The sequence below is a fragment of the Bacteroides sp. AM54-2NS genome (genome assembly GCF_003602935.1).
Classification (GTDB): Bacteria; Bacteroidota; Bacteroidia; order Bacteroidales; family Bacteroidaceae; genus Bacteroides; species Bacteroides xylanisolvens.
In genome coordinates, this window is record NZ_QTMZ01000068.1 from 1 (window position 1) to 21,212 (window position 21,212).

A 21,212-nucleotide genomic window follows, 5' to 3' on the forward strand; every position below is an offset into this window, starting at 1 on the left:
CGTCAAATACTACCTCTGCCACAATCAGAGCGTGGAGATTTCACGGACAAACCACAGGCACCGACCTTGCAGGATGAACGCCATGACAGGTACCTTTGCAACACAATTCTTATCAAAGCCCGATGGGGTGGTACATGGCAGACTGCATGGTACAGCAGTGTGAAGTGACGTTATAGGTGGAGATAAGGCTATAAGAGGTTTTTGCAGTCAAAGGAGAAAAGAGTCCACAAAGTGCAGTATCTACAGGACAAAAACACTTTAGTTTACCTTGGTTAGCTCTTATATATATGCTAACCTAAAGTAAACTGTATATATGTCCGTCTAAAACCCGAAAACCGTACGGGTCAGCTTACGTCAGAAACAGAAGTATAGAACCATAGAAGTGGTTCAAGAAGTCTTTCTTCCTTTGACTGCAAAATATTATCTTTGCACGAATCATAATTGCCCTGTAGGATTTAATATAATTTAACACTCTTTGTTGAATGCAAGGAAGAACAGCTTCAATATGCTGAATATCAGTAGTATAACATTGTGTTAACCCTTAATCTGTAGAAAAGGATGTTATCATACAAAGTAATGTCCATTTGTACTTTTTCTATATGGTTTTATACTTACATTTGCATATCATTTGTATCTTGATAACAGTAACTAACTGATTATCAATATACTTTATATTTGAGGTAGTGAAGTAGTGTTGCAAGCCGGTCAGAAAGTGCCCGACGGAAACGGAAATTGGAAAGAAATCATAGGTAAAGCCGATTCTTACGATGACAATAACCGCCTGATAACTTCTATCAACGGACCAATGGAATCAAATGAAATCCGTATAAACAAAACAGGTTTCTTCTTCCGCAAATTCCTGGACGAAACCATCGGTGCTTCTACCAATTCGAAGATGAGTACCATGTGGTATCCTCGTTTCCGTATTTCAGAAGCATATATGATAGCTTGTGAGGCTGCTTATGAGCTCAATAAAACCGGAGAAGATGATCCGCTGAACTACATCAATCCTGTTCGTACACGCGCCGGCATCAGCGAACTGGAATCAATCACATTTGAAGATATTGTCCGCGAATATCGGGTGGAATTTGCATTGGAAGATCATCGTTACTGGGATCTGAAACGCTGGCGCCTGGCTCACGAAATCTGGGATGGTAATTCGGAAAATCCGGATGCACAGCTCTACGAACTATTCCCTTATCAGGTTAATGATCCGGGTAGCGCCAATGACAAGATGTGGGTATTCGACAAAAAGAAAGCCTACATGGTTCCTTACCCCCGCTATTTCCAGATGAAGAACTATTATAACTTCTTCGATAACAGCTGGCTCAACAAGAACCCGTTATTAGTGAAAAATCCCTATCAGTAAAACATAAAACTGTAAAACAATGAAAAAAATAAGAACTATATTTTCTTTGCTTTCACTTTCCCTGCTTGCCATAAGTTGCGGTTTAGACAATTACGACGAACCAGAATCATTTCTGGAAGGGAAAATCACGTATAAGGGAAAACAACTCGGTTTGAAAGGTACAAACGGAGGTATTCAACTACAATTGTATCAGGATGGTTATGCCAACCATGATCCTATCACCGTGTATGCCACACAGGACGGAACTTTCTCTGCAGTACTTTTCGATGGTCCGTACAAACTGGTAACTAAAGACAAAAACGGTCCCTGGGTGAATAACCGCGATACCATATATGTGGAAGTAAAAGGAAAAACACAATGTGAAGTAAAAGTCACCCCTTATTTTACAATATCAGACGAAAATATCACATTAGATAACAACATCGTATCCGGCACGTGCAATATACAGCAAATAGTACAGGATGCCAAGATAAGCCAGGCAATGCTACTCGTCAGCAAAACAACTTTTGTTGACGAGAACACGAATATAGCCCGGCAAAATTTATCCAATATAAATCCCGGAGTAACAAATATTTCGCTGGATATTACGAGTAACCAGAATGTACAGTCAGCCAAAGCCCTATTCGCCCGCATCGGTGTAAAAGCGAACGGAGCGGACCAAGCTGTCTATTCAGAAATTTTCAGACTGAAATAATTCATCTAAGAAATAATTTGTCAGTATATTTATTTAATAAATATACTGACAAAAAAAATAAAACAAAATTATATGACAAACAAAAACATGTTATTAATGGGAACTGCATCCTTACTGTCCCTACATGCAGCAGCCCAGAATGACCCAAAGCCCAACATTGTTTTAATCATGGTGGACGATATGGGATATTCCGATCTAGGGTGCTACGGAGGAGAAATTCTTACGCCCAATCTAGATAATCTGGCAAAAAAAGGAGTACGCTTTACCCATTTCTGCAACACAGGACGCTCCTGCCCTTCCCGTGCCAGTCTACTGACCGGACTTTATCCCCAACAGGCAGGTATCGGAATGATGTCCGAAGATCCTCATTCTGCCGAAGATCATGGAGTGCACGGATACATGGGATACTTGAACCGTAATTCGGTCACCATAGCAGAAGTGCTGAAAGAAGCCGGTTATCACACCTATATGTCGGGGAAATGGCATGTAGGCATGCACGGACAGGAAAAATGGCCGTTGCAACGTGGCTTTGATCATTTTTATGGTATCTTGTCAGGAGCTTGCAGTTATCTGCAACCTCATGGAGATCGCAATCTGACTTTAGACAATCAACAGTTGCCTCCACCGGAACAACCTTATTACACTACTGACGCATTTACTGATTATGCGATTAAATTTGTCGACGAACGCCCCAAAGATGACAATCCGTTCTTCCTTTACCTGGCATACAACGCTCCCCATTGGCCGTTACATGCTAAACAGGAGGATATAGACAAATTTGTAGGCAAGTACCGGAAAGGTTGGCAGAAAGTACGTGAAGCCCGTTTGAAACGTATGATTAAAATGGGATTGGTAGACAAAAATTGGGATCTTGCTCAATGGGAGGGTCGCCAATGGTCCGAACTGACCGAAGATGAACAAATAGAACTGGATAGAAGAATGTCAGTATATGCGGCACAAGTTCATTGCATGGATTATAATGTGGGACGGTTAATAAAGTACCTGGAAGAAAAAGGGGAGCTGAATAACACCTTACTTATTTTCTTGTCGGATAATGGTGCATGTGCCGAGCCTCATCGTGAGAAAGGTTTCGGAACCATCGATATGATTAACAATCCGGATGAATGGGTAAATCCATCCTATGGCCTGCCATGGGCACAGGTTAGCAATACTCCATACCGTAAGTATAAAGTAAGAGCGTATGAAGGCGGGACCTCCACTCCATTGATTATTTCCTGGCCCGACAAGTATGCAAAATACAATGGCGAGATAAGACACAATAGAGCTTTCCTGCCTGACATCATGGCAACCTTCATCGATGCAGCGGAAACGACCTATCCGAAGACTTATCATGGAGGAAATGAGATCATTCCTTTGGAAGGCGCAAGCATGCTACCGATACTAACCAATACAGACACCGAATTGCACGAATATATTTTTGGTGAACACTTTGACAACTGTGTAGTATGGTGGAAAAACTGGAAAGCCGTTAAAGACCAGAACTCTAAAGTATGGGAACTTTTCAACTTAGAGAAAGACCGTACAGAACGGGTTAATTTGTCCAGAGAAAACCCCAAGATTCTAAAACAACTGGTAGACGAATGGAACAAATGGGCAAATACACATTATGTATATCCCAAAGGAAAATAGCCACAGAAAGGTAACATAAAGACATGCAAAATGTCTAAAAACCGTATCTTAAAGCACTTGCCCCTGCTACAAATCTTTTTGTAACAGAGGCAAGTTTCATTATAGGAACTCTCCGTCCCTCATATTCTTATTCATCAAGGAATCATTCCTTCCCTCACAATATCTACCAGAATCGGCTTCAATCCGCTAACGAAACATTCCACTGCAATCACCATCAGAATCAGTCCCATAAGACGCATCATCACATTATTACCCGTTTCACCCAAGACTTTTACCAATTTCGTGGAAGCACGAAGAATAAAGAAAGTCAGCAGATAAATCAGGGCGATAGTACCTATCAATATCCCCTTCATTTCATAAGAATGCGCATCCTGCATCAAAACGATTGCATTGGCAATCGCTCCGGGACCGCATAACATAGGAATACCGAGAGGAGTAATAGAGATATCATCCGCATACGTTTTGATTTCTTCGTCCTTCAACTTCATCGGTGTATAGCGGGCTTGAAGCATATCAAAGCCTATCTTGAAGATAATCACCCCACCGGCAATACGGAAACCATTGGTAGAGATACCGAAGAACTTGAAAAGAAACTGCCCGGCAAAGACAAATACCATCAATGTAATAAACGACACAATAGTAGCACGACGTACGATAGACTGACGTTCTTTATCCGTCATACCATGAGTCATGGTAAGAAAGACAGGCATCGTTCCCAACGGGTTGGTCAACGTGAAGAATGAAGTGAAACAAAGTAAGGCGAAAGGCAGAAGCGTACTATCCATGATTATATCGTATTTTATGCAAAACTAAAACGCAACAAAAATAGACTTAATCCAGAAAACCTATAATAAATCCATTAATTCTTTCAAGGAATGGATGTGATAAGTAGGGAGGAAAGGGAAAGCTGTCCGTTCTGTCACATTGTAGAAAACCTGATGCATCCCTACTCCGTGCGCTCCGGTTATATCCGCTTCCCAACTATCACCAATCATTAAGGATTCGCGCAACTCGGATTGAGTAGCAGACAAAGCAAAATTGAATATCTCCGGCCAAGGCTTCAGCACTCCGAGATCTTCCGAGAGAATCACCTTTCTGAAATACCCGTCCACTCCTGCCGAACGCATCTTACGTGATTGCAATTCACGAAACCCATTGGAAAGGATATAGAGGTTATATTTGGGAGCAAGATACTCCAATACCTCCTTTGCATGAGGCATTAAAACACTTTTAGTAGGGATAATAGCGAAAAAATCTCTCGAAAACCGTTCAGCGAGCGCTTCATCTTTCACTCCCACGGCCTGTAAAGGATAAAAGAAACGTTGGCTGTTCAATTCATCCTTCGTTATCTTTCCTTCACCGTACTCAACCCAGAGTTCGGTATTTCTTTGTTGATAAAGAGTATAATAATGATTGAATGAATCAAAATAGCGGTCGAACGAATATTTCTGATATACTTCCTCAAAGGTGTTACGAGCATTTTGAGAAAAAGCCCAGATGGTATCATCAAGATCAAAAAAAAGATTTTTATATTTCATCAGTAGTTATATAATAAGAAACAAAAAAGCCAATGTGCTAATTTCTTGAATCCAGGAATCAGCACATTGGCAATTCAAAAGGGATATCTACCTTATTTTACCTGGATAACCAAGTATCTGGATACACTCCAGAATTCAGTAGGATTAGTAATCTTCAATGTCAACTGGCCTTTATCATCTTTTACCAATTCATAAGAACCGGTCGGATGAGTAGTCAGTAATTCAGCACGTTTAGAGTACAACTTGATTTCTTTGGTTGTACGGATATCGATCTGCGTGAAATAATCCTTATTGAAATCAGCGCTCTTCAACACGTCTCCGCTCTGAAGAATCTTTTGAGCTTTCAATTCAGATTTAGTACCAAATACGAACCAGGCAGCATTCAGGCTCTTTTCCTGTTCTGCAACGGTTTTAGCTTTCGCTTCGTTTTCTGCGGCCAGAGTTTCTTTTGCTACAGACAGATCGCTGACAGCAGCATCCAATTCCTGAATACGGATATTCTTGGAAGCCAGTTCTGTTTGAAGCTCTTCGATACGCTGTTGTTTAGCGTTCAATTCAGCAGTCAAAGCGGCAACAGCTTTTTTCATCTGTGCAGAATTGTAATTGCTATTCTTCAACTGTGCCTGTAACTTTGCAATCTGCGCTTTGTTTTCTTCCATTTGCTTGGAGATGAATTCGATGTCAGAAGCAATCTGTTGCTTGGCACTGGCAGAGTTTTCAGTGATGGTTCCACGCTGCAAGTCAACACGGCTTTCGGCAGCATTGATCTTACGGAAACCTTCCTGAACTTCATTGAAAGTCCCCATCATATCATCCAGTTCAGCGTTGCGCTGGTTCAGTTCCATCAAAAGAGAATCATTTTCAGCTTTCAGGTCTTTACTTCCACCTTTAAAGCCATCACACGAAGCCAACAAGGCTACGCATACAAATAAAACAGCTAACTTTTTCATACGTTTACGTTTTACGTTTTTTAATGAAGTTATTTAATCATCTATTCCTGCTAATACTATCACAATCTCGCCCCGGGGTTCGGTAGCGGTAAAGTGTTCTATCAATTCAGCCAAACTGCCCCGAACTGTTTCTTCATGGAGTTTGGATATTTCACGCGACACGGTTGCCTGACGTTCAGCACCGAAATATTCGGCAAACTGTGTTAACGTCTTCAACAGACGGTGGGGTGATTCATAAAACACCATCGTGCGGTGTTCTTCCGCCAATGTCTTCAGTCGTGTCTGCCGTCCTTTCTTCTGGGGGAGAAATCCCTCGAAGCAGAACTTTTCGTTCGGCAATCCCGATGCTACGAGTGCCGGAACAAAAGCGGTTGCTCCCGGCAAGCACTGCACTTCAATACCGTTGCGCACACATTCACGAACAACCAGAAATCCGGGATCGGAAATTCCAGGCGTTCCGGCATCCGAAATAAGTGCCACCGTTTCACCTGCCTTTATTCTATTAACAACACTTTCCACCGTTTTATGTTCATTAAATTTGTGGTGGGATTGCATTGCATTCTTTATTTCAAAGTGTTTCAACAAGATACCGGAAGTACGTGTATCCTCCGCCAAAATCAGATCGACCTCTTTCAGGACTTTGATAGCCCGAAAAGTCATGTCCTCCAGATTCCCTACCGGCGTAGGCACCACATATAGCTTTCCCATCTTGTTTTTGTTTTATACTGATTGATTAAAATATTTCTTTAGTAGCTCCAGAAAGTCGTTCACCGCCTCCTTTTCTTCATTCAATTCGACTTTCGAGGACAGAAATGCGACTGCAGTCTTGTAGGAACTCATTACTGATATCTGTTCGATAACCCGATTCATCAAATCAGTGTTGCCTCCGAACAGTTCACGAGAAAAACGGAAAGAATCATTCAAACTGATAGCATGTCGCAAGCCGGCAGACAGTTTGAGACTTTCTCCCAACACAGCCGATTTAGGTTCTTCCTCTTTCACAACAGTTTCAACGACAGGTTCCTCAACAATTGCCGATTCCTCTTTTTTCCCTTCTTCTTCTTCTTCTTCTTCTTCTTCTTCTTCTGCTGCTGCTGCTGCTGCTTCTGCTGTCTCTGCAGCTGCCGCTATTACGACAGGTTTCTCTTCCGCAACAATGGCTTCTCCTTCCTCATCTTCTTTCACAACAACCGATTCGAGAGATTGTATAATCACGGGGGAATCCTCTTCAGACCCGGCAACTTCATCCTCCTCTTCCGCTGTCTCTTCCACAGCTGACGGAGAAATTACCTGAACAGCATCCACCTCCTGCTGCAGTTCTTCCAAACGCCCCTGCATCCGTGTAATGCTCCGCTTCAACAGTTCAGACAAAGTCGGAGTCGGCTCCTTGGTAAATGAATCCATGAGATACTTCAACTCATGAACATCCAACTCAATATCTGTTAATAGCTTCTGTTTCATGTCAGTCCATTGTTTATACGGTGCGAATGTAGGAATAATTTATGCAATAACTTAAAATAATGGATAATTTAACAGTTCTTGCACATTGAATTGCTTACCTTTGTCCACATATTTATTTAATCAAGAAAACACAAAATCTCATGGTATTATTTTCAGAAGACCACATACAGGAGACTAGAAGAAGAGGCCGGATCGAAGTAATCTGCGGTTCTATGTTCTCCGGAAAGACAGAGGAATTGATTCGCAGAATGAAGAGAGCGAAATTCGCGAAACAACGTGTCGAGATATTCAAACCTGCTATCGACACCCGTTATTCAGAAGAAGACGTAGTCTCTCACGACAGCCATTCTATCGCCTCCACTCCCATCGATTCGTCAGCCAGCATTTTACTGTTTACTTCTGAGATAGATGTAGTAGGTATTGATGAAGCACAGTTCTTCGACAGTGGTTTGATTGATGTATGCAACCAGCTTGCCAACAATGGAATCCGTGTTATCATTGCAGGATTGGATATGGACTTCAAAGGAAATCCGTTCGGACCTATGCCACAATTGTGCGCCATTGCCGATGAAGTCTCCAAAGTTCATGCGATCTGTGTGAAATGTGGTCAGCTGGCCTCTTTCTCACATCGTACAGTCAAGAATGAGAAACAGGTTCTTTTAGGCGAAACAGCCGAATATGAGCCTCTGTGCAGGGAATGTTATCTCCGTGCACGAGGGGAAGATGAGCAGAAAGTATAAACTCTATAAAAGAAACAGATTATGGAAAGGAAAAAGATAACATTCGACAGTTTTATACGCGGTTCCATCGGATGTGTGTTAGTTGTAGGAATATTAATGCTCGTGGAACGTCTTAGCGGAGTGTTATTACCTTTCTTTATTGCGTGGCTGATAGCTATATGGTCTATCCGTTAGTCAAATTCTTCCAGTATAAGCTACGATTAAAAAGCCGCATTATTTCCATCTTCTGTTCCTTATTCCTCATTACGGTTATCGGAGTCACTTTATTCTACCTATTAGTGCCGCCGATGATTTCGGAAATAGGCAGAATGAACGACTTGCTAGTGACTTACCTCACCAATGGAGCCGGTAACAATGTGCCTAAGAATCTTTCTGAATTTATCCACGAGAACATTGATCTTCAGGCGTTGAACCGTGTATTAAGTGAAGAGAATATCCTGGCGGCAATCAAGGATACCGTCCCCAGAGTGTGGACTTTGCTTGCAGAATCTCTCAACATTCTATTCAGCATCCTTGCCTCTTTCATTATATTATTATATGTAATCTTTATATTATTGGATTACGAAGCGATAGCTGAAGGATGGTTGCATCTGCTACCCAATAAATACCGTACGTTTGCCTCCAACCTGGTTCACGACGTACAGGATGGTATGAACAGATATTTCCGTGGACAGGCTTTGGTTGCTTTCTGCGTAGGTATTCTTTTCAGCATCGGTTTCCTGATTATCGATTTCCCCATGGCTATCGCTCTGGGACTTTTCATCGGAGCATTGAATATGGTTCCCTACTTGCAAATCATTGGTTTCCTTCCCACCATTTTATTGGCAATCCTCAAAGCTGCCGACACCGGACAGAACTTCTGGATTATCATTGCATGTGCATTAGCCGTCTTTGCAATCGTACAAATCATACAGGATACCTTCCTTGTCCCCAAAATCATGGGAAAGATTACCGGACTGAATCCTGCCATCATCCTTTTATCTCTTTCTATCTGGGGTTCATTAATGGGAATGCTCGGCATGATTATCGCCTTGCCACTAACAACTTTGATGCTCTCCTACTACCAACGCTTTATTATCAACAAAGAAAAAAATAAAATATGATGAAGTAGAAACTACTGATAATCAAGAAACAAGCCATAACGAGGAAAAATAATTGAAACTTTTTTCTACGGAATGCTTGCAAATTAAATAAAAGTAACTACCTTTGCACCCGCAATCAGGAAATAACTGATTCGCAAATAAGGATTGATTCGCTAGCTCAGCAGGTAGAGCACAACACTTTTAATGTTGGGGTCCTGGGTTCGAGCCCCAGGCGGATCACTCGAACAAAAAGCAAAACAATGAAAACCGCTGATAATCAATCATTATCAGCGGTTTTTCTTTTTATCCATACTGCAAATTGAAGCAGAATACCGCATCTTACTGGAGGTGAAATAGGTGGACTTAATTTCCACATAAAAACAAGTCCACCTGATTGGATTATATTTCACTGATTCTCTGCGTTTTGCATAAAACAAACTCTTTTCAAAACATGTATTTTTACACCATCAAAAAAAGAAGAGTATGGCAATGCAAAGAAACTATTTTACGGTATTGTTTTTCCTGAAGAAATCAAAGCTGCTTAAAAATGGAGAAGCACCAATCTGTATGCGTATCACAATAAACGGAAAACGTGCAGAGGTACAAATCAAGCGAAGTATAGATGTTACAAAATGGAATACGCAAAAAGAATGCGCGATTGGCAGGGAAAAGAAGTATCAAGAAATAAACCACTATCTTGATACGATAAGAACTAAAATCCTTCAAATTCACCGTGAACTTGAGCAGGACGGTAAACCTATTACAGCAGATATTATAAAAAATATCTATTATGGAGAACACTCTACTCCCAAAATGCTGCTTGAAGTATTCCAGGAACACAATTCGGAATATCGGGAATTAATGAACAAGGAATATGCCGAAGGTACTGTACTTCGATACGAACGTACAGCAAGATATTTGAAGGAGTTTATCAGTGAACAATATAAACTGGCTGATATTCCATTAAAATCAATCAACTATGAATTTATAACCAAATTCGAACATTTCATTAAAATACAGAAAAACTGTGCGCAAAATGCGACAGTGAAATATCTGAAGAATTTAAAGAAAATCATCAAAACTGCATTGATAAAGAAGTGGATAACTGATGATCCGTTTGCAGAAATACACTTCAAACAGACCAAGTGTAACCGTGAATTCTTAAACGAAATGGAACTTCGCAAAATCATCAATAAAGATTTTGATATTCAACGATTACAAACCATAAGGGACATATTCATCTTCTGTTGTTTCACCGGTTTGGCTTTCACAGACGTAAAGAATCTGAAAAAGGAACACCTTGTACAGGCTGATAATGGTGAATGGTGGATAAGAAAAGCAAGGGAAAAGACCGATAATATGTGCGACATTCCATTGTTGGATATACCAAGACTTATTTTAGAGAAATATCAGTCAAATCCAATCTGCAATGAAAAAGGATTATTACTTCCTGTTCCCAGCAACCAACGAATGAACAGTTATTTGAAAGAAATAGCTGATGTATGTGGTATTCAGAAGAATCTTTCCACACATATTGCAAGGCATACATTTGCATCACTGGCTATTGCAAATAAGGTTTCCTTGGAATCCATTGCCAAAATGTTAGGACACACAGACATTCGTACAACTCGTATTTATGCCAAAATAATGAATTCTACCATTGCCAATGAAATGAAAGTACTGCAAAACAAGTTCGCAATATAATTTTCAACCATTATTTCATTTCTTACAGCAAATATCGCCCTTTGCCACTGACTGTGCAAGGCGGCCCTGTCGGGCTGGTTGGCTGGAAAAAAATCATCCTCGCTTCGCTCCGGTATTTTTTTTCCGCCAAGCCTTGCACCGGTCATTGGCAAAGAACAGCCGGGCCAGTAAGAAATTGAAATACTGGCTCCACGGAGCCGGTCATGTCTAATTTAAATAAAAGAATATGACTGAAGAAGTTGGAAAGAAGGTATGTGAAGGTACAGTAGCAGACCTCATGAAGGACAAGACCGGAAAACAGACGGTTGTCACGTTGACAAGAAAGAATGCTTACCGAGTGAAGAAAATCAGAGAACAAGGGACGGATGACGAAGCTGTCCTTTTTCATTTCCGTAAACGCTGTACGGGAATGGGCTCCTATGTACACACAATCGAAGCGGCAGACGGAGAAACAGAACTTCATCCGTCTGAATTTGAAAAATGGGAAGCTGTGGAATTCCTGTATCCCGGCTATCTGGAAGACCTGCTTGATGCTGCATACAACGCGTACAGATGGAGTTCTTTCGAACCTGAAGCAAGGGCGGAAACAGACATCATGCAATATGAAAAACAACTTGTAGAGGATCTGAAACAGATTCCGGAAGAAAAGCAGAACGAGTATGTCAGTGCATACCATAGCAAGTTCTCTGCCTTGCTGGGCTGTCTCTCACGATGTGCCAGTCCGATGGTGACAGGACCTGCCAAATTCAACTGCCAGCGCAACAACAAGGCCTTGGACGCATACCAGAACAGATTTGATGAATTTCATGACTGGCGTAACCGCTTCAAGCAGCCATGGAAAGGATGAAAGAGGCTGCCAAACCGGAAGGACAGAAGCTGGAAGAGGCATGGAACCGCCTGAAGCGTGACATTGCAAGCAGCGCACAGACTATTCATGATATTGATACCGGTAAAGCAAGAGGATACAGCCGTGCCTTGTTTGTCAGCAGTATCCTTAATAAGGTAAGCACCTATGCAGGAAAAGGAGAAGTGGAAATCGTACAGAAAGCGGTGGACTTCATTACAGACTTCAATGCGCAATGCAAAAAACCGGTTATCACTCCGCGGAACCGTTTCTTCCAACTGCCGGAAATGGCACGCCAGGCCAGACTGAAACTTCAGGAAATCAGAGAACGGGAAAACCGTGAACTGAAATTTGAAGGCGGAACGCTGGTATGGAACTATGAGGCAGACCGCCTGCAAATCCTGTTTGACAGTATTCCGGATGACCAGAGGCGCAAGGAACTGAAATCATACGGTTTCAAATGGTCACCGAGATACCAGGCATGGCAACGGCAACTTACACAGAATGCCGTATATGCAGTCAAAAGAGTGTTGAACTTTCAAAACCTATAAGACATGAAAGACCGATTGAAATATGTAATCGATTCCCGCTACTTCGACGGAACATGCCTGACAAGTATGAGTGACGGATTCCATAATGACTATGGTGGGGAAACAATCGAAGAACTGCGCATACGGGAAAACAATCCCTATCTGAAAGCAGTAACACCTTCTGATATAGACAAGAAGCTGCGGCTATACAATCAGTCCCTGTCCGAACCGTTCAAGGAAATCACCGAAGAAGACTACTATGACCTGCTGGATGTACTGCCACCCTTGCGCATGAGACAAAACTCGTTCTTTGTGGGAGAACCGTATTACGGAAATATGTACTCTTTCTGCTTTACCCGTCAAGGAAGATATTTCAAAGGCCTGCGCTCCGTACTTACTCCGCAATCCGAACTGGACAGTCAGATAGACCGTCACATGGAAATCATCAACCGGAAAGCCGTAATCTCAAAAGAGGAAACAAGCAAAACAATCAGCGGAACCAGACTCATTCCCTATTATTTTTCACTGGACGGAAAACAGTCCGTATTCATCTGCAACCTTGTCATCCAATCAGATTCCAGACAAGCAAGGACGGACATGGCGAATACCCTGAAAAGTCTTCGCCGGAACCATTATCAGTTCTATAAAGGAAAAGGACATTACGAAACTCCGGACGACTGATAGACCATGTATCAGGAAAGAAGCTCACCCTTGTTTCGACGGACATTTCTTTCAATATCCTCCCGGCAGGAATCCGCAACTTTCATCGGACACATCAAGGAGACATCAGAGGAATTTCTTTTCCGGATCTATGACCGTGAATATTTCCTGTATCTCCTTAAAAGACTGAGGACCGTGAAAAAGGAGTCCGCACAGGATATAACAAATATCAAATTATAACATTCGGGGAATGCGGTAAAATGACTGCCGTATTCCCTCATAAAAACAATACAAGTATGAACAAATCGAACACTTTATACTGGAAAACAGCCACAGAACCGGCTGAACGTATTGAGGTCAGACTCGTCCTTAACAGTTATATCGACAATGACAATCTGTATGTAGGACTTGAATCCCGGTCTAAGGAGAATCCGGAATGCTGGGAATCCTACACGGACATCACCGTCAACCTCAATTCCCTCCCCCCGCTCCATGCCTATGTGGACAACCGGGACTGCAACAGACATGTGCATGATTTTCTGACCAATAACAGAATAGCAGAACCTGCCGGATTTAAATATCAGGGATTCAGAATGTTCCGCTTCAATCCTGACAGGTTGAAGGAACTCGCACCCGAACAATTCAAGACAATCAGCGCCAAACTGCCACCACAGGATGACATGATAAAGGACATCATCTATCAGGAAAGACATTTCCCTTTGAGAACTGTTCAAGACATTCACGGAATATATCTTGTTTCAAGCAAGGAACTGGAAGAATCTCTGATCGAAGGAGTACGGAACCTGGATGCTGCGGCAAATGAACTGCTGGATGGCATCTGCCTGTTCTGCTCCACACAGGAACTGCGCTATCTTACGGATGCAGAACTGATAGAAACAATCTACGCACAATAAAAAGGAGGAACAAATATGAAAACCGGAGACATTGTATTTCTGAGACGTCCCTATAAGGGATACCGTGCCGTCGAACTGATGGAAAGACTGGAATGCCGCTGGCTGGTCAGGATTGTCGAGAGCGGTCTTGAACTGGAGGTATATGAAGATGAACTTATATCAGAATTTTAATACGGATAAAGTGTTATGGAAAAATATCAGTTTGCATTCCATTCGGAAATAATCGGCTATACCTCACCCCATATCGGCGAGGTCAGAAAAACCATACACAGAAAAGTAGAAAAGGAAAAGTCTGCCGCCATAAAGAATGATATTGAGCTGCACATGTACAAGGTGCATGACGGCATACCGGTTCTCCTTAACACCTGCTACCTGTACGATGAAAAAGGATGTATGGTACACGGAAGTATCAAGGGAACCAAGGATTATCTGCTTGAGACATGGAGATACCATACAAACAGACATTCCAAAGGTTTCAGTTCCACAAGAATCAGACCCTGCACGACAAGCAGGGCTTTTTCGTTTGTATAACTCTTAAAATCAGGAATCATGAACCAGACATTACAACTTACAGACTATATTCCACAGTATGTAAGCCTCTACTACGTGGACTACCGGGATGACCTTGATGAGCATGAAGACATCCAGGAGGAATGCATCCGTTCCAACAATATGGAAAAACTCTATGAAAAGGCATACGAATGGTATGAGGAACAGGAAAGCTCAAACATGCACGACTATCTGGAGGAGACAAGAAAGAACATGGAAGCGGACAATTTAGCCGGAGAGTTTGAAGAGCATGAAGATGAAATCAGGGAACTTATCTACGACCAGAACGATTCCGACCCGGTAAAGGACCTGATACGCAACTCGTCCGTCACTAATTTCTTCTATTCGCTCGGAGTGGAAATCAGCGGATATCTGACCGGTTGTTCACTGCGGGGAGAATCAGTCGCCATGGCCTGCCATAAGGTACGTCGCGCACTGCATCTGAAAAAGGGGGAGTTTGACGAGAAGATTGAAGAATTGGTAGAGAATGCCACATACGGCGGAGAACTGCGCATCTACTTCAACGCCATGTTTGACAGGCTCATCAGCAAAGACCCTGAGAACGATTTCAAGAGCATCCGTTTCCACGGGAATGTAGTGGTGGCCATTGCCGACAGCCGGAACGGTTCCGGACATCATGTACGGATTCCGCTGGACATCACATTTCCTTTCCGAAGGGAGAACCTGTTTGTCGATTCACAGGTACACTATTCCTATGCCAATGAAGTCTGCGGCATGACCAATGACTGGTGCGATTCCACAAAATGGGAAACGGGCATGATACCTTTTACCGGATCTGTCCGAAAAAGCCGGATGGCTGAATACAAGAAACAGGAAGCCGCTTACGAGCAGACATTCCGAAGCGGGAAATGCACCTTCGGTGACATGAACTACAAACGCCATCGTGACGTGCGGTATTCGAATGAATATCCTGCCGGATGCAGATGCCCTCATTGCGGTACTTTCTGGATTGACTGAAAAAACATTTACCAACCAATAAATTCAAACGATATGAAAATCTGCTGTTCACAAGAGCATTACGACAAGGTCGTACAGTATGCAAAATCCATCAATGACAAGACACTGGAAAACTGTCTTGAACGTCTAAAACAATGGGAGAAGAACGAGAACCATCCATGCGAAATCGAACTCTATTACGATCATGCGCCGTATTCGTTCGGATTCTGCGAACGTTATCCGGACGGAAATACAGGCATTGTCGGAGGACTGCTGTATCATGGAAATCCGGACGAGTCCTTTGCCGTCACCATGGAACGTTTCCACGGATGGAGCATACATACCTGACATATATGCGACAGTCTGTATTGGGGAGCCTCATGCAATATGGGGTTCCCTTTTTTTATGCCGCAGACATGATGACAGCATCCTCATTTCTTGCTGCAAAAATAGCTGTTTGCCGCGCAACTCCCGCAAGGCGGCCCTGCCGGGCTGGTTGTCTGGAAAAAAATCATCCTCGCTTCGCTCCGGTATTTTTTTCCGCCAAGCCTTGCAGGGATGCGGGCAAACAGACAACAGGGACAACAAGAAATAAGAATGCCTGTACCTTACAGGCAGACAATGTATAACAATAAATATCAGAAGTCATGATTACAGACCAGAAGACACAGAACAAGCTTCACGCGGAGACCGGAACGGAACTGTTCTCCATCAGACAAAGGAAGGAAGCCGTCACAAGGATGCTGGACATTCTGAAAGAGACTCCGGAATACCTGCAGGTTATGAACCATATACCGGCTTATGCCATGGATGACGATACGTCAGAATGGTGGAATTCGGAAGAATCGAAAAATTTCATGAACTCACTCCTGGAAGTGATGGAAAGCTATACTCCGGACGGATACAGGTTCGGACCGAAATCCGGCACGGCCGACCTTTACGGCTACTGGGAAAGCAAGACCGGGCAGACAACCCTCTTCCATCTGCTTTTCAGTCTGGAAAGCGGATATGAATGGGGAAAAGGTCTTTCCCATGAGAAAACGGATGCATTCTACAAGGAAATAAAAGAGAAATTTCATGGAGAGGGATTCGACACGGACAGAACCGGCTGTACATCACAGGCCATGTATCTTGTAAAAGGAAAGACACGCCTGTACGTGCATCCGATGGAAATAAGCGGCTACTGTGAAACACTGCATATTCCACAGATTACAGCCATACTGAAAAAAGGAGGCCGTACATTCCGTCTTGTAAAGGATACGATAGCGGAAGAAGTGTATTCCTTCACCGATGAAGAAGAAATGGAATATTACCGTGCCAGATACGGAACATGCATCCACAGGAATATACTGGATGCTTTCAGCAACCGCCGGGCAGGAAAAGAGGACATACTTTCCATGATGGCATCACGGATAAATGTGGCGACGACATCACATCTGCACGGTATCGGATATGATTCGCCTGCATACAGGTTTGTGCATGAGGCATACGACAGACTGGTAAACAACGGAAAGCTGAAGGAGAATGTCCGGGAAATCGGTTGCTGCAACATCATAATGGCCATTTCAAATACCAACGCAATATGAGACTGAATTACAATGACATGCTGCTTCTGGCAATATGGGAATACAACAGGAGACAGGACGAGGATCTGACCCTGGAACTGTTTCAGGAAACATTCGGACAGGTTCCCGGCGCACATTTCCATGACAAATGGGTGCATTATTACAACAAGAACCTGCTGATGATGGCCGCCTATTTCAGGGGTGAGGAAGAAAACGGCCAGAAATTCTGTGATATGGTCACCCGACAGGTTGAACGCTATACACAAAACAGGAGGAGAACAGGATGAATACAAAGATACGATATGACCTTGACAGTCTTGAACTGGCAAACGGTGACTTCGGGTATCCCATTACAGAAAAGGAAGTACGGAAAGTGAACCGTATGCTGGAACTGATGGAGAATGTCCGAAGCAGGCAGATGTGCCCGACAGAAGGAGACTGCGTGGAATTTGTCTCACGTTCTGGTGACTATTTCGGAAAAGCTCATATAGAACGGATAACAGGAAAATATGCGGATATATGCCTGATACCGGAAACGGTATTCTGTTTCGATGACATGGGAAAAGCCGCCTATGATACCACCGGAAGTCCCTGGGCGCAGGTCAATATCCGGAACATGAAACCCGCAGGTACTGAAATCCGCATATTCAGGACATGGGGATTCGGGAAGCGCAGCAATACGGGCAGTCTAAGGTTCGATGCTCCGGTCAGGAAATGGGAATACAGAGAACCGAATCCGTTGTATGACGGTTACACCACCCGTAACTGGTGCCGCTATCATATCATGAAACACCGGGACAGGGAAAGGACAAGAGAATACACCTTCCGCAGCGATTCATCACGCTATACAGCCGGAGCGAGCTGGACGAGCTGGCCGCAATCCTGAAAGGCAGACTCTACAAGGGAATCCTGCCTGACTCTCTTGTACTTTGGGGATACCGCATGGATATTAAGGAAATATCACGTGAGCAGTGGAACGGTATGGGACAGCACGGACAAATCCGCATGAAATTCATGGGATACGGTCCGGTCAGAATCCACACGGACAATGAAAACCATACCGTAACAGTATACAGAATCAACGACAGTCTATAACCAATTATAAAATAAAGGAATATGGCACGATATGAAATCTCCAACGAAGTCAGGCCGCTCGACAGGCTCATCACAGGCTTTGCCTCCTCATGCGGCTATGAAATACAGACCGTATTCAACGACCTGCTGCGTTTCATCATCCACGGCTTCTCTCCGGGAGCACCGCCAATAAGCAACTGGAAATACAAGCGTCAGCAAAACGCCTCGTTCATGGAAATGACAGCCGAATGGACACGTATCATGCAGAAACAAATCGGCAGGTCGGGCTGGTTCGACGCTTTCGGTGAACTCCACATGGCCTACTGCTCAAAACCGGGACAGCAGGCAAACGGACAGTTCTTCACGCCGTCACATATCTGTGAACTCATGGTCATGTGCGCGGCAGGTAAAAAAGAGACCGGACAGAGGATGGGAGACCCCACATGCGGCAGCGGAAGACTCCTGCTGGCATACCATGCGCACAATCCGGGAAACTATCTGGTCGGAGAAGACATCAGCCGGACCTGTTGCATGATGACCGTATGCAACATGCTCGTCCACGGATGTGTCGGGGAAGTGATCTGTCATGACAGTCTCCAGCCGAAGGCATTCACCGACGGATGGAAAGTCAACCAGGCTCTGCCCTTGACGGGAATACCTTCTATAAGACGCATGAAGGAAGAGGAATACAGGAATCCTCTTCCGGAAAATATCGGACGCTTCAAAGAGGCAGTCCGTATCATCAACCTATTGGACAAATAATTACCAACCATTTAAAAATATAATTATGGAAGCTTTAGCAACATTGAACAATCAGAGACAGTTTGATTTCCAGAACAACGGAATCGAAGTAATGGACCTTGAAACACTACAGCGTACCTACAAGGAGAACGACATCTACGGCAATCCGGTAAGGGGAATCTACCACTACCAGGTCATCCAGCGCATGACGGACATCTGCCGCCGTCACAACCTGAACTACGAGGTGGAGGAAATCTTCGCCGCCCAGAACAAGAACCGGACACAGCCCGGAGTGGTCATCTTGCCGCAGGTGGAACAGACCTATGGAGAGAAGGCGGTAGAGGCACATGTACTGCGCAGAATATTCACCACCATCCGTATTCTGAACGGGGATACCGACGAACTGACAACCACACTCGTGGTAGCCTACCATCAGGACGGTATCCAGGCGGCAATAGGTCCCTGCGTACGTATCTGCCACAATCAGTGTATCCTTTCACCCGAACGAAGCGTTGCCAACTACGGTAAGGACAAGGTGACTACCGAGGAACTGTTCGGGAAGGTAGATGACTGGATGCGCAATTTTGAGCGTGACATGGATGCGGACAGAAGCCGAATCCAAAGGCTCAAGGAAAAGGTGTTGACACCCGGTGAATTGTACATGATCATCGGTATGCTGACGGCTCTGCGTGTATCCCATGACAGTGCAGACAAAAGACTGGCATCACAGGTGGACACCTATCCGCTTAACCAGGGACAGATTTCCGTATTTACGGAAGAACTGCTCAAACTCTCACTTGAACAGCCACGCATTACAGCATGGGATGTCTACAATGTAGCGACAGAAATCTACAAGCCTGGAAAGACTGATTTTCCTGCCATGATTCCACAAAATGGAGCAATGGCCGATTTCCTGCTTTCATATAACCAGAATTAGAATCTGAGACCGAAGACAACAGGCCCGGTTCCGTCACCAGCGGAATCGGGCTTTGTATTTTATTAACTGTAATAATCAGATAAGATATGGCAGCAAGTAACAGAAAAAAGGCTGAAATGTATATCCTTTTCAGCTGCAACGCATGGCACGAATACAGTTCATTCGAGCCAAAGGCGGTTTTCTCTTCCCTAGAAAAGGCAGCAGACTTCCTGCAAAAGAACAGAAGAAAACTGAAACTGGAGGAAGATGACGTCGAATGTTTCAGACAGCACAGTCAGACTCAGGGCAGGAATACCAATTACCTGGTACAGTCCTGTCCCTACAATCCAGTCCGCGCAAGAGACTTGGAATGACAAAGAATCCATTCATAAACAATCATATAAAAATATACGACTATGACAAATGATGAAAACACTTACATCGGAATGTCCCTGCCGGAAGGAATACGGTACATCACCGTTTTTGAAAAAGGGGATTTTGAAAACTGCGGAAGAATACTCAGGACATTCTATCGTACGGAAGACAGGGTGAGAAAATTGCTCGCTTTGGGGAACCTGCTCCATCTGGGAGGCAGTCTCTCATCAAATGAAAACAAGACAAGCTGTTGGCCTTTGAATAATGGGAATCCCATTCACGAAGCAAAGGAAATATCAGGCAAGGAAAAGTTCTTCCTGCTCGGTGACTGGACTTACCTGTATGAAAATGGCAGATGGTTTCTGAGCTATGAAGGAAAAATCTATGAAATCAGCAATCCTGAATTTTCTGTCTTTGTTCCCGACAAGGATCATACACCTTCCCCTCTGGACAAAGGACTTTCCTTTGCCGTAATCGGCGAAACGGGAAAACTGGAATTCACTCCGGAAATTGTCAACGGATGGGATACCTGGAAAAGCCTTCCCAAAAGAGTCAGTGAAAAAGGAAAAACGGTATATGTATTCCGCAAAATACAACTTATAAAAGTCATCAAACCTAAAAAATTGGAATCATGAAAGAAATCAATATGACAAAGGCTATATCATGTATGCCGGACAAATTCATCACAATGGAAATGGTTGAACTGGCCGCGACCGAACACCGTCCGGAACTGGTCAACTATCTGCCGGAGAAATATATTACCTCTGAAATACTTGACAGTATATTCAAAGTAAGCATTCGATAAACTCCCCCTTTCATTCTAAAAATGTGATATTACTTTTGTAATCAAAGTAAAAAAGCTCAATTGTTATGTCACATCAATGGACCATGGAAGATTT

23 protein-coding genes, 1 tRNA gene and 4 pseudogenes are annotated in these 21,212 nt (G+C 43.5%); 23 read left to right on the forward strand and 5 right to left on the reverse strand.

The window, feature by feature from the left end; genetic code table 11:
- Nucleotides 1-694 precede the first annotated feature (694 nt).
- The 3 genes from DXA05_RS23860 to DXA05_RS23870 all read left to right on the forward strand — a co-directional run bounded on the left by DXA05_RS23860 (nt 695) and on the right by DXA05_RS23870 (nt 3,713).
- Nucleotides 695-1,369 (forward strand): RagB/SusD family nutrient uptake outer membrane protein, encoded by a 675-nt coding sequence (locus DXA05_RS23860; protein ID WP_284515685.1) that lies wholly within the window; start codon nt 695-697, stop codon nt 1,367-1,369.
- A gap of 19 nt (nt 1,370-1,388) precedes the next feature.
- A complete protein-coding gene (locus DXA05_RS23865; RefSeq protein WP_061448223.1) occupies nt 1,389-2,063 on the forward strand; it encodes a DUF3823 domain-containing protein in 675 nt (224 codons plus the stop codon).
- A 72-nt stretch (nt 2,064-2,135) separates the two neighbouring features.
- Nucleotides 2,136-3,713 carry an arylsulfatase gene (locus DXA05_RS23870; protein WP_128859700.1) on the forward strand — a complete coding sequence of 526 codons (1,578 nt, stop codon included), beginning with the start codon at nt 2,136-2,138 and terminating at the stop codon, nt 3,711-3,713.
- Nucleotides 3,714-3,847: 134 nt separating this feature from the next.
- Here DXA05_RS23870 and DXA05_RS23875 read toward each other — a convergent pair whose 3' ends face one another.
- The 5 genes from DXA05_RS23875 to DXA05_RS23895 form a co-directional block, all read right to left on the reverse strand.
- Nucleotides 3,848-4,498, reverse strand: coding sequence for a MarC family protein (locus DXA05_RS23875; RefSeq protein WP_004306500.1), 651 nt, complete (start codon nt 4,496-4,498; stop codon nt 3,848-3,850).
- A 60-nt stretch (nt 4,499-4,558) separates the two neighbouring features.
- Nucleotides 4,559-5,251, reverse strand: a complete 693-nt coding sequence (locus DXA05_RS23880) for a YjjG family noncanonical pyrimidine nucleotidase (protein ID WP_008777220.1) — start codon at nt 5,249-5,251, stop codon at nt 4,559-4,561.
- 92 nt (nt 5,252-5,343) lie between these two features.
- Nucleotides 5,344-6,201, reverse strand: a complete 858-nt coding sequence (locus DXA05_RS23885; protein WP_004326281.1) for a hypothetical protein — start codon at nt 6,199-6,201, stop codon at nt 5,344-5,346.
- A gap of 33 nt (nt 6,202-6,234) precedes the next feature.
- Nucleotides 6,235-6,909, reverse strand: coding sequence for a 16S rRNA (cytidine(1402)-2'-O)-methyltransferase (gene rsmI, locus DXA05_RS23890; protein ID WP_004299177.1), 675 nt, complete (start codon nt 6,907-6,909; stop codon nt 6,235-6,237).
- A gap of 12 nt (nt 6,910-6,921) precedes the next feature.
- Nucleotides 6,922-7,662, reverse strand: coding sequence for a hypothetical protein (locus DXA05_RS23895; RefSeq protein ID WP_128859701.1), 741 nt, complete (start codon nt 7,660-7,662; stop codon nt 6,922-6,924).
- A 140-nt stretch (nt 7,663-7,802) separates the two neighbouring features.
- Between DXA05_RS23895 and DXA05_RS23900 the strand changes: the two genes are divergently transcribed.
- From DXA05_RS23900 to DXA05_RS26595, 20 genes and pseudogenes are all read left to right on the forward strand, one after another.
- Nucleotides 7,803-8,402, forward strand: a complete 600-nt coding sequence (locus tag DXA05_RS23900; protein ID WP_004299175.1) for a thymidine kinase — start codon at nt 7,803-7,805, stop codon at nt 8,400-8,402.
- Nucleotides 8,403-8,423: 21 nt separating this feature from the next.
- Nucleotides 8,424-9,557, forward strand: a pseudogene (locus DXA05_RS23905) (AI-2E family transporter).
- 94 nt (nt 9,558-9,651) lie between these two features.
- Nucleotides 9,652-9,724 (forward strand) — tRNA-Lys (locus DXA05_RS23910).
- 243 nt (nt 9,725-9,967) lie between these two features.
- Entirely contained in the window at nt 9,968-11,188 is a 1,221-nt protein-coding gene (locus DXA05_RS23915) for a site-specific integrase (protein WP_128859702.1), read from the forward strand.
- Nucleotides 11,189-11,414: 226 nt separating this feature from the next.
- Nucleotides 11,415-12,583 (forward strand): annotated as a pseudogene (locus tag DXA05_RS23920) (hypothetical protein).
- Between the two features lie 3 nt (nt 12,584-12,586).
- A pseudogene (locus DXA05_RS23925) lies at nt 12,587-13,462 on the forward strand (hypothetical protein).
- Nucleotides 13,463-13,518: 56 nt separating this feature from the next.
- A complete protein-coding gene (locus DXA05_RS23930) occupies nt 13,519-14,136 on the forward strand; it encodes a DUF4313 domain-containing protein (protein WP_025019316.1) in 618 nt (205 codons plus the stop codon).
- Between the two features lie 15 nt (nt 14,137-14,151).
- A complete protein-coding gene (locus DXA05_RS26585; RefSeq protein WP_004326287.1) occupies nt 14,152-14,307 on the forward strand; it encodes a hypothetical protein in 156 nt (51 codons plus the stop codon).
- Between the two features lie 15 nt (nt 14,308-14,322).
- Entirely contained in the window at nt 14,323-14,667 is a 345-nt protein-coding gene (locus DXA05_RS23935; RefSeq protein ID WP_128859703.1) for a hypothetical protein, read from the forward strand.
- Between the two features lie 18 nt (nt 14,668-14,685).
- Nucleotides 14,686-15,663, forward strand: coding sequence for a hypothetical protein (locus tag DXA05_RS23940; RefSeq protein ID WP_117933074.1), 978 nt, complete (start codon nt 14,686-14,688; stop codon nt 15,661-15,663).
- Between the two features lie 33 nt (nt 15,664-15,696).
- Nucleotides 15,697-15,990, forward strand: a complete 294-nt coding sequence (locus DXA05_RS23945; protein ID WP_046404753.1) for a DUF4120 family protein — start codon at nt 15,697-15,699, stop codon at nt 15,988-15,990.
- Nucleotides 15,972-16,271 carry a hypothetical protein gene (locus DXA05_RS26590; RefSeq protein WP_154577308.1) on the forward strand — a complete coding sequence of 100 codons (300 nt, stop codon included), beginning with the start codon at nt 15,972-15,974 and terminating at the stop codon, nt 16,269-16,271. The genes DXA05_RS23945 and DXA05_RS26590 overlap by 19 nt, the downstream gene beginning before the upstream one ends.
- An 18-nt stretch (nt 16,272-16,289) precedes the next feature.
- Entirely contained in the window at nt 16,290-17,228 is a 939-nt protein-coding gene (locus DXA05_RS23955) for a hypothetical protein (protein WP_117933072.1), read from the forward strand.
- Nucleotides 17,225-17,494: a hypothetical protein gene (locus DXA05_RS23960; protein WP_022126309.1), complete on the forward strand. Its 270-nt coding sequence runs from the start codon at nt 17,225-17,227 to the stop codon at nt 17,492-17,494. Before DXA05_RS23955 ends, DXA05_RS23960 begins: the two co-directional genes overlap by 4 nt.
- A pseudogene (locus tag DXA05_RS23965) lies at nt 17,491-18,302 on the forward strand (DUF4121 family protein). Before DXA05_RS23960 ends, DXA05_RS23965 begins: the two are co-directional and overlap by 4 nt.
- A gap of 21 nt (nt 18,303-18,323) precedes the next feature.
- Nucleotides 18,324-19,043 carry an N-6 DNA methylase gene (locus tag DXA05_RS23970; protein WP_007560850.1) on the forward strand — a complete coding sequence of 240 codons (720 nt, stop codon included), beginning with the start codon at nt 18,324-18,326 and terminating at the stop codon, nt 19,041-19,043.
- Nucleotides 19,044-19,068: 25 nt separating this feature from the next.
- A complete protein-coding gene (locus DXA05_RS23975; protein WP_004326295.1) occupies nt 19,069-19,959 on the forward strand; it encodes a hypothetical protein in 891 nt (296 codons plus the stop codon).
- 86 nt (nt 19,960-20,045) lie between these two features.
- Complete coding sequence (locus DXA05_RS23980; RefSeq protein ID WP_117652444.1) at nt 20,046-20,312, forward strand: hypothetical protein; 267 nt, start codon at nt 20,046-20,048, stop codon at nt 20,310-20,312.
- Nucleotides 20,313-20,354: 42 nt separating this feature from the next.
- Nucleotides 20,355-20,948: a hypothetical protein gene (locus DXA05_RS23985; RefSeq protein WP_128859704.1), complete on the forward strand. Its 594-nt coding sequence runs from the start codon at nt 20,355-20,357 to the stop codon at nt 20,946-20,948.
- Nucleotides 20,945-21,118: a hypothetical protein gene (locus tag DXA05_RS26595; RefSeq protein ID WP_165861560.1), complete on the forward strand. Its 174-nt coding sequence runs from the start codon at nt 20,945-20,947 to the stop codon at nt 21,116-21,118. Before DXA05_RS23985 ends, DXA05_RS26595 begins: the two co-directional genes overlap by 4 nt.
- Nucleotides 21,119-21,212 lie beyond the last annotated feature (94 nt).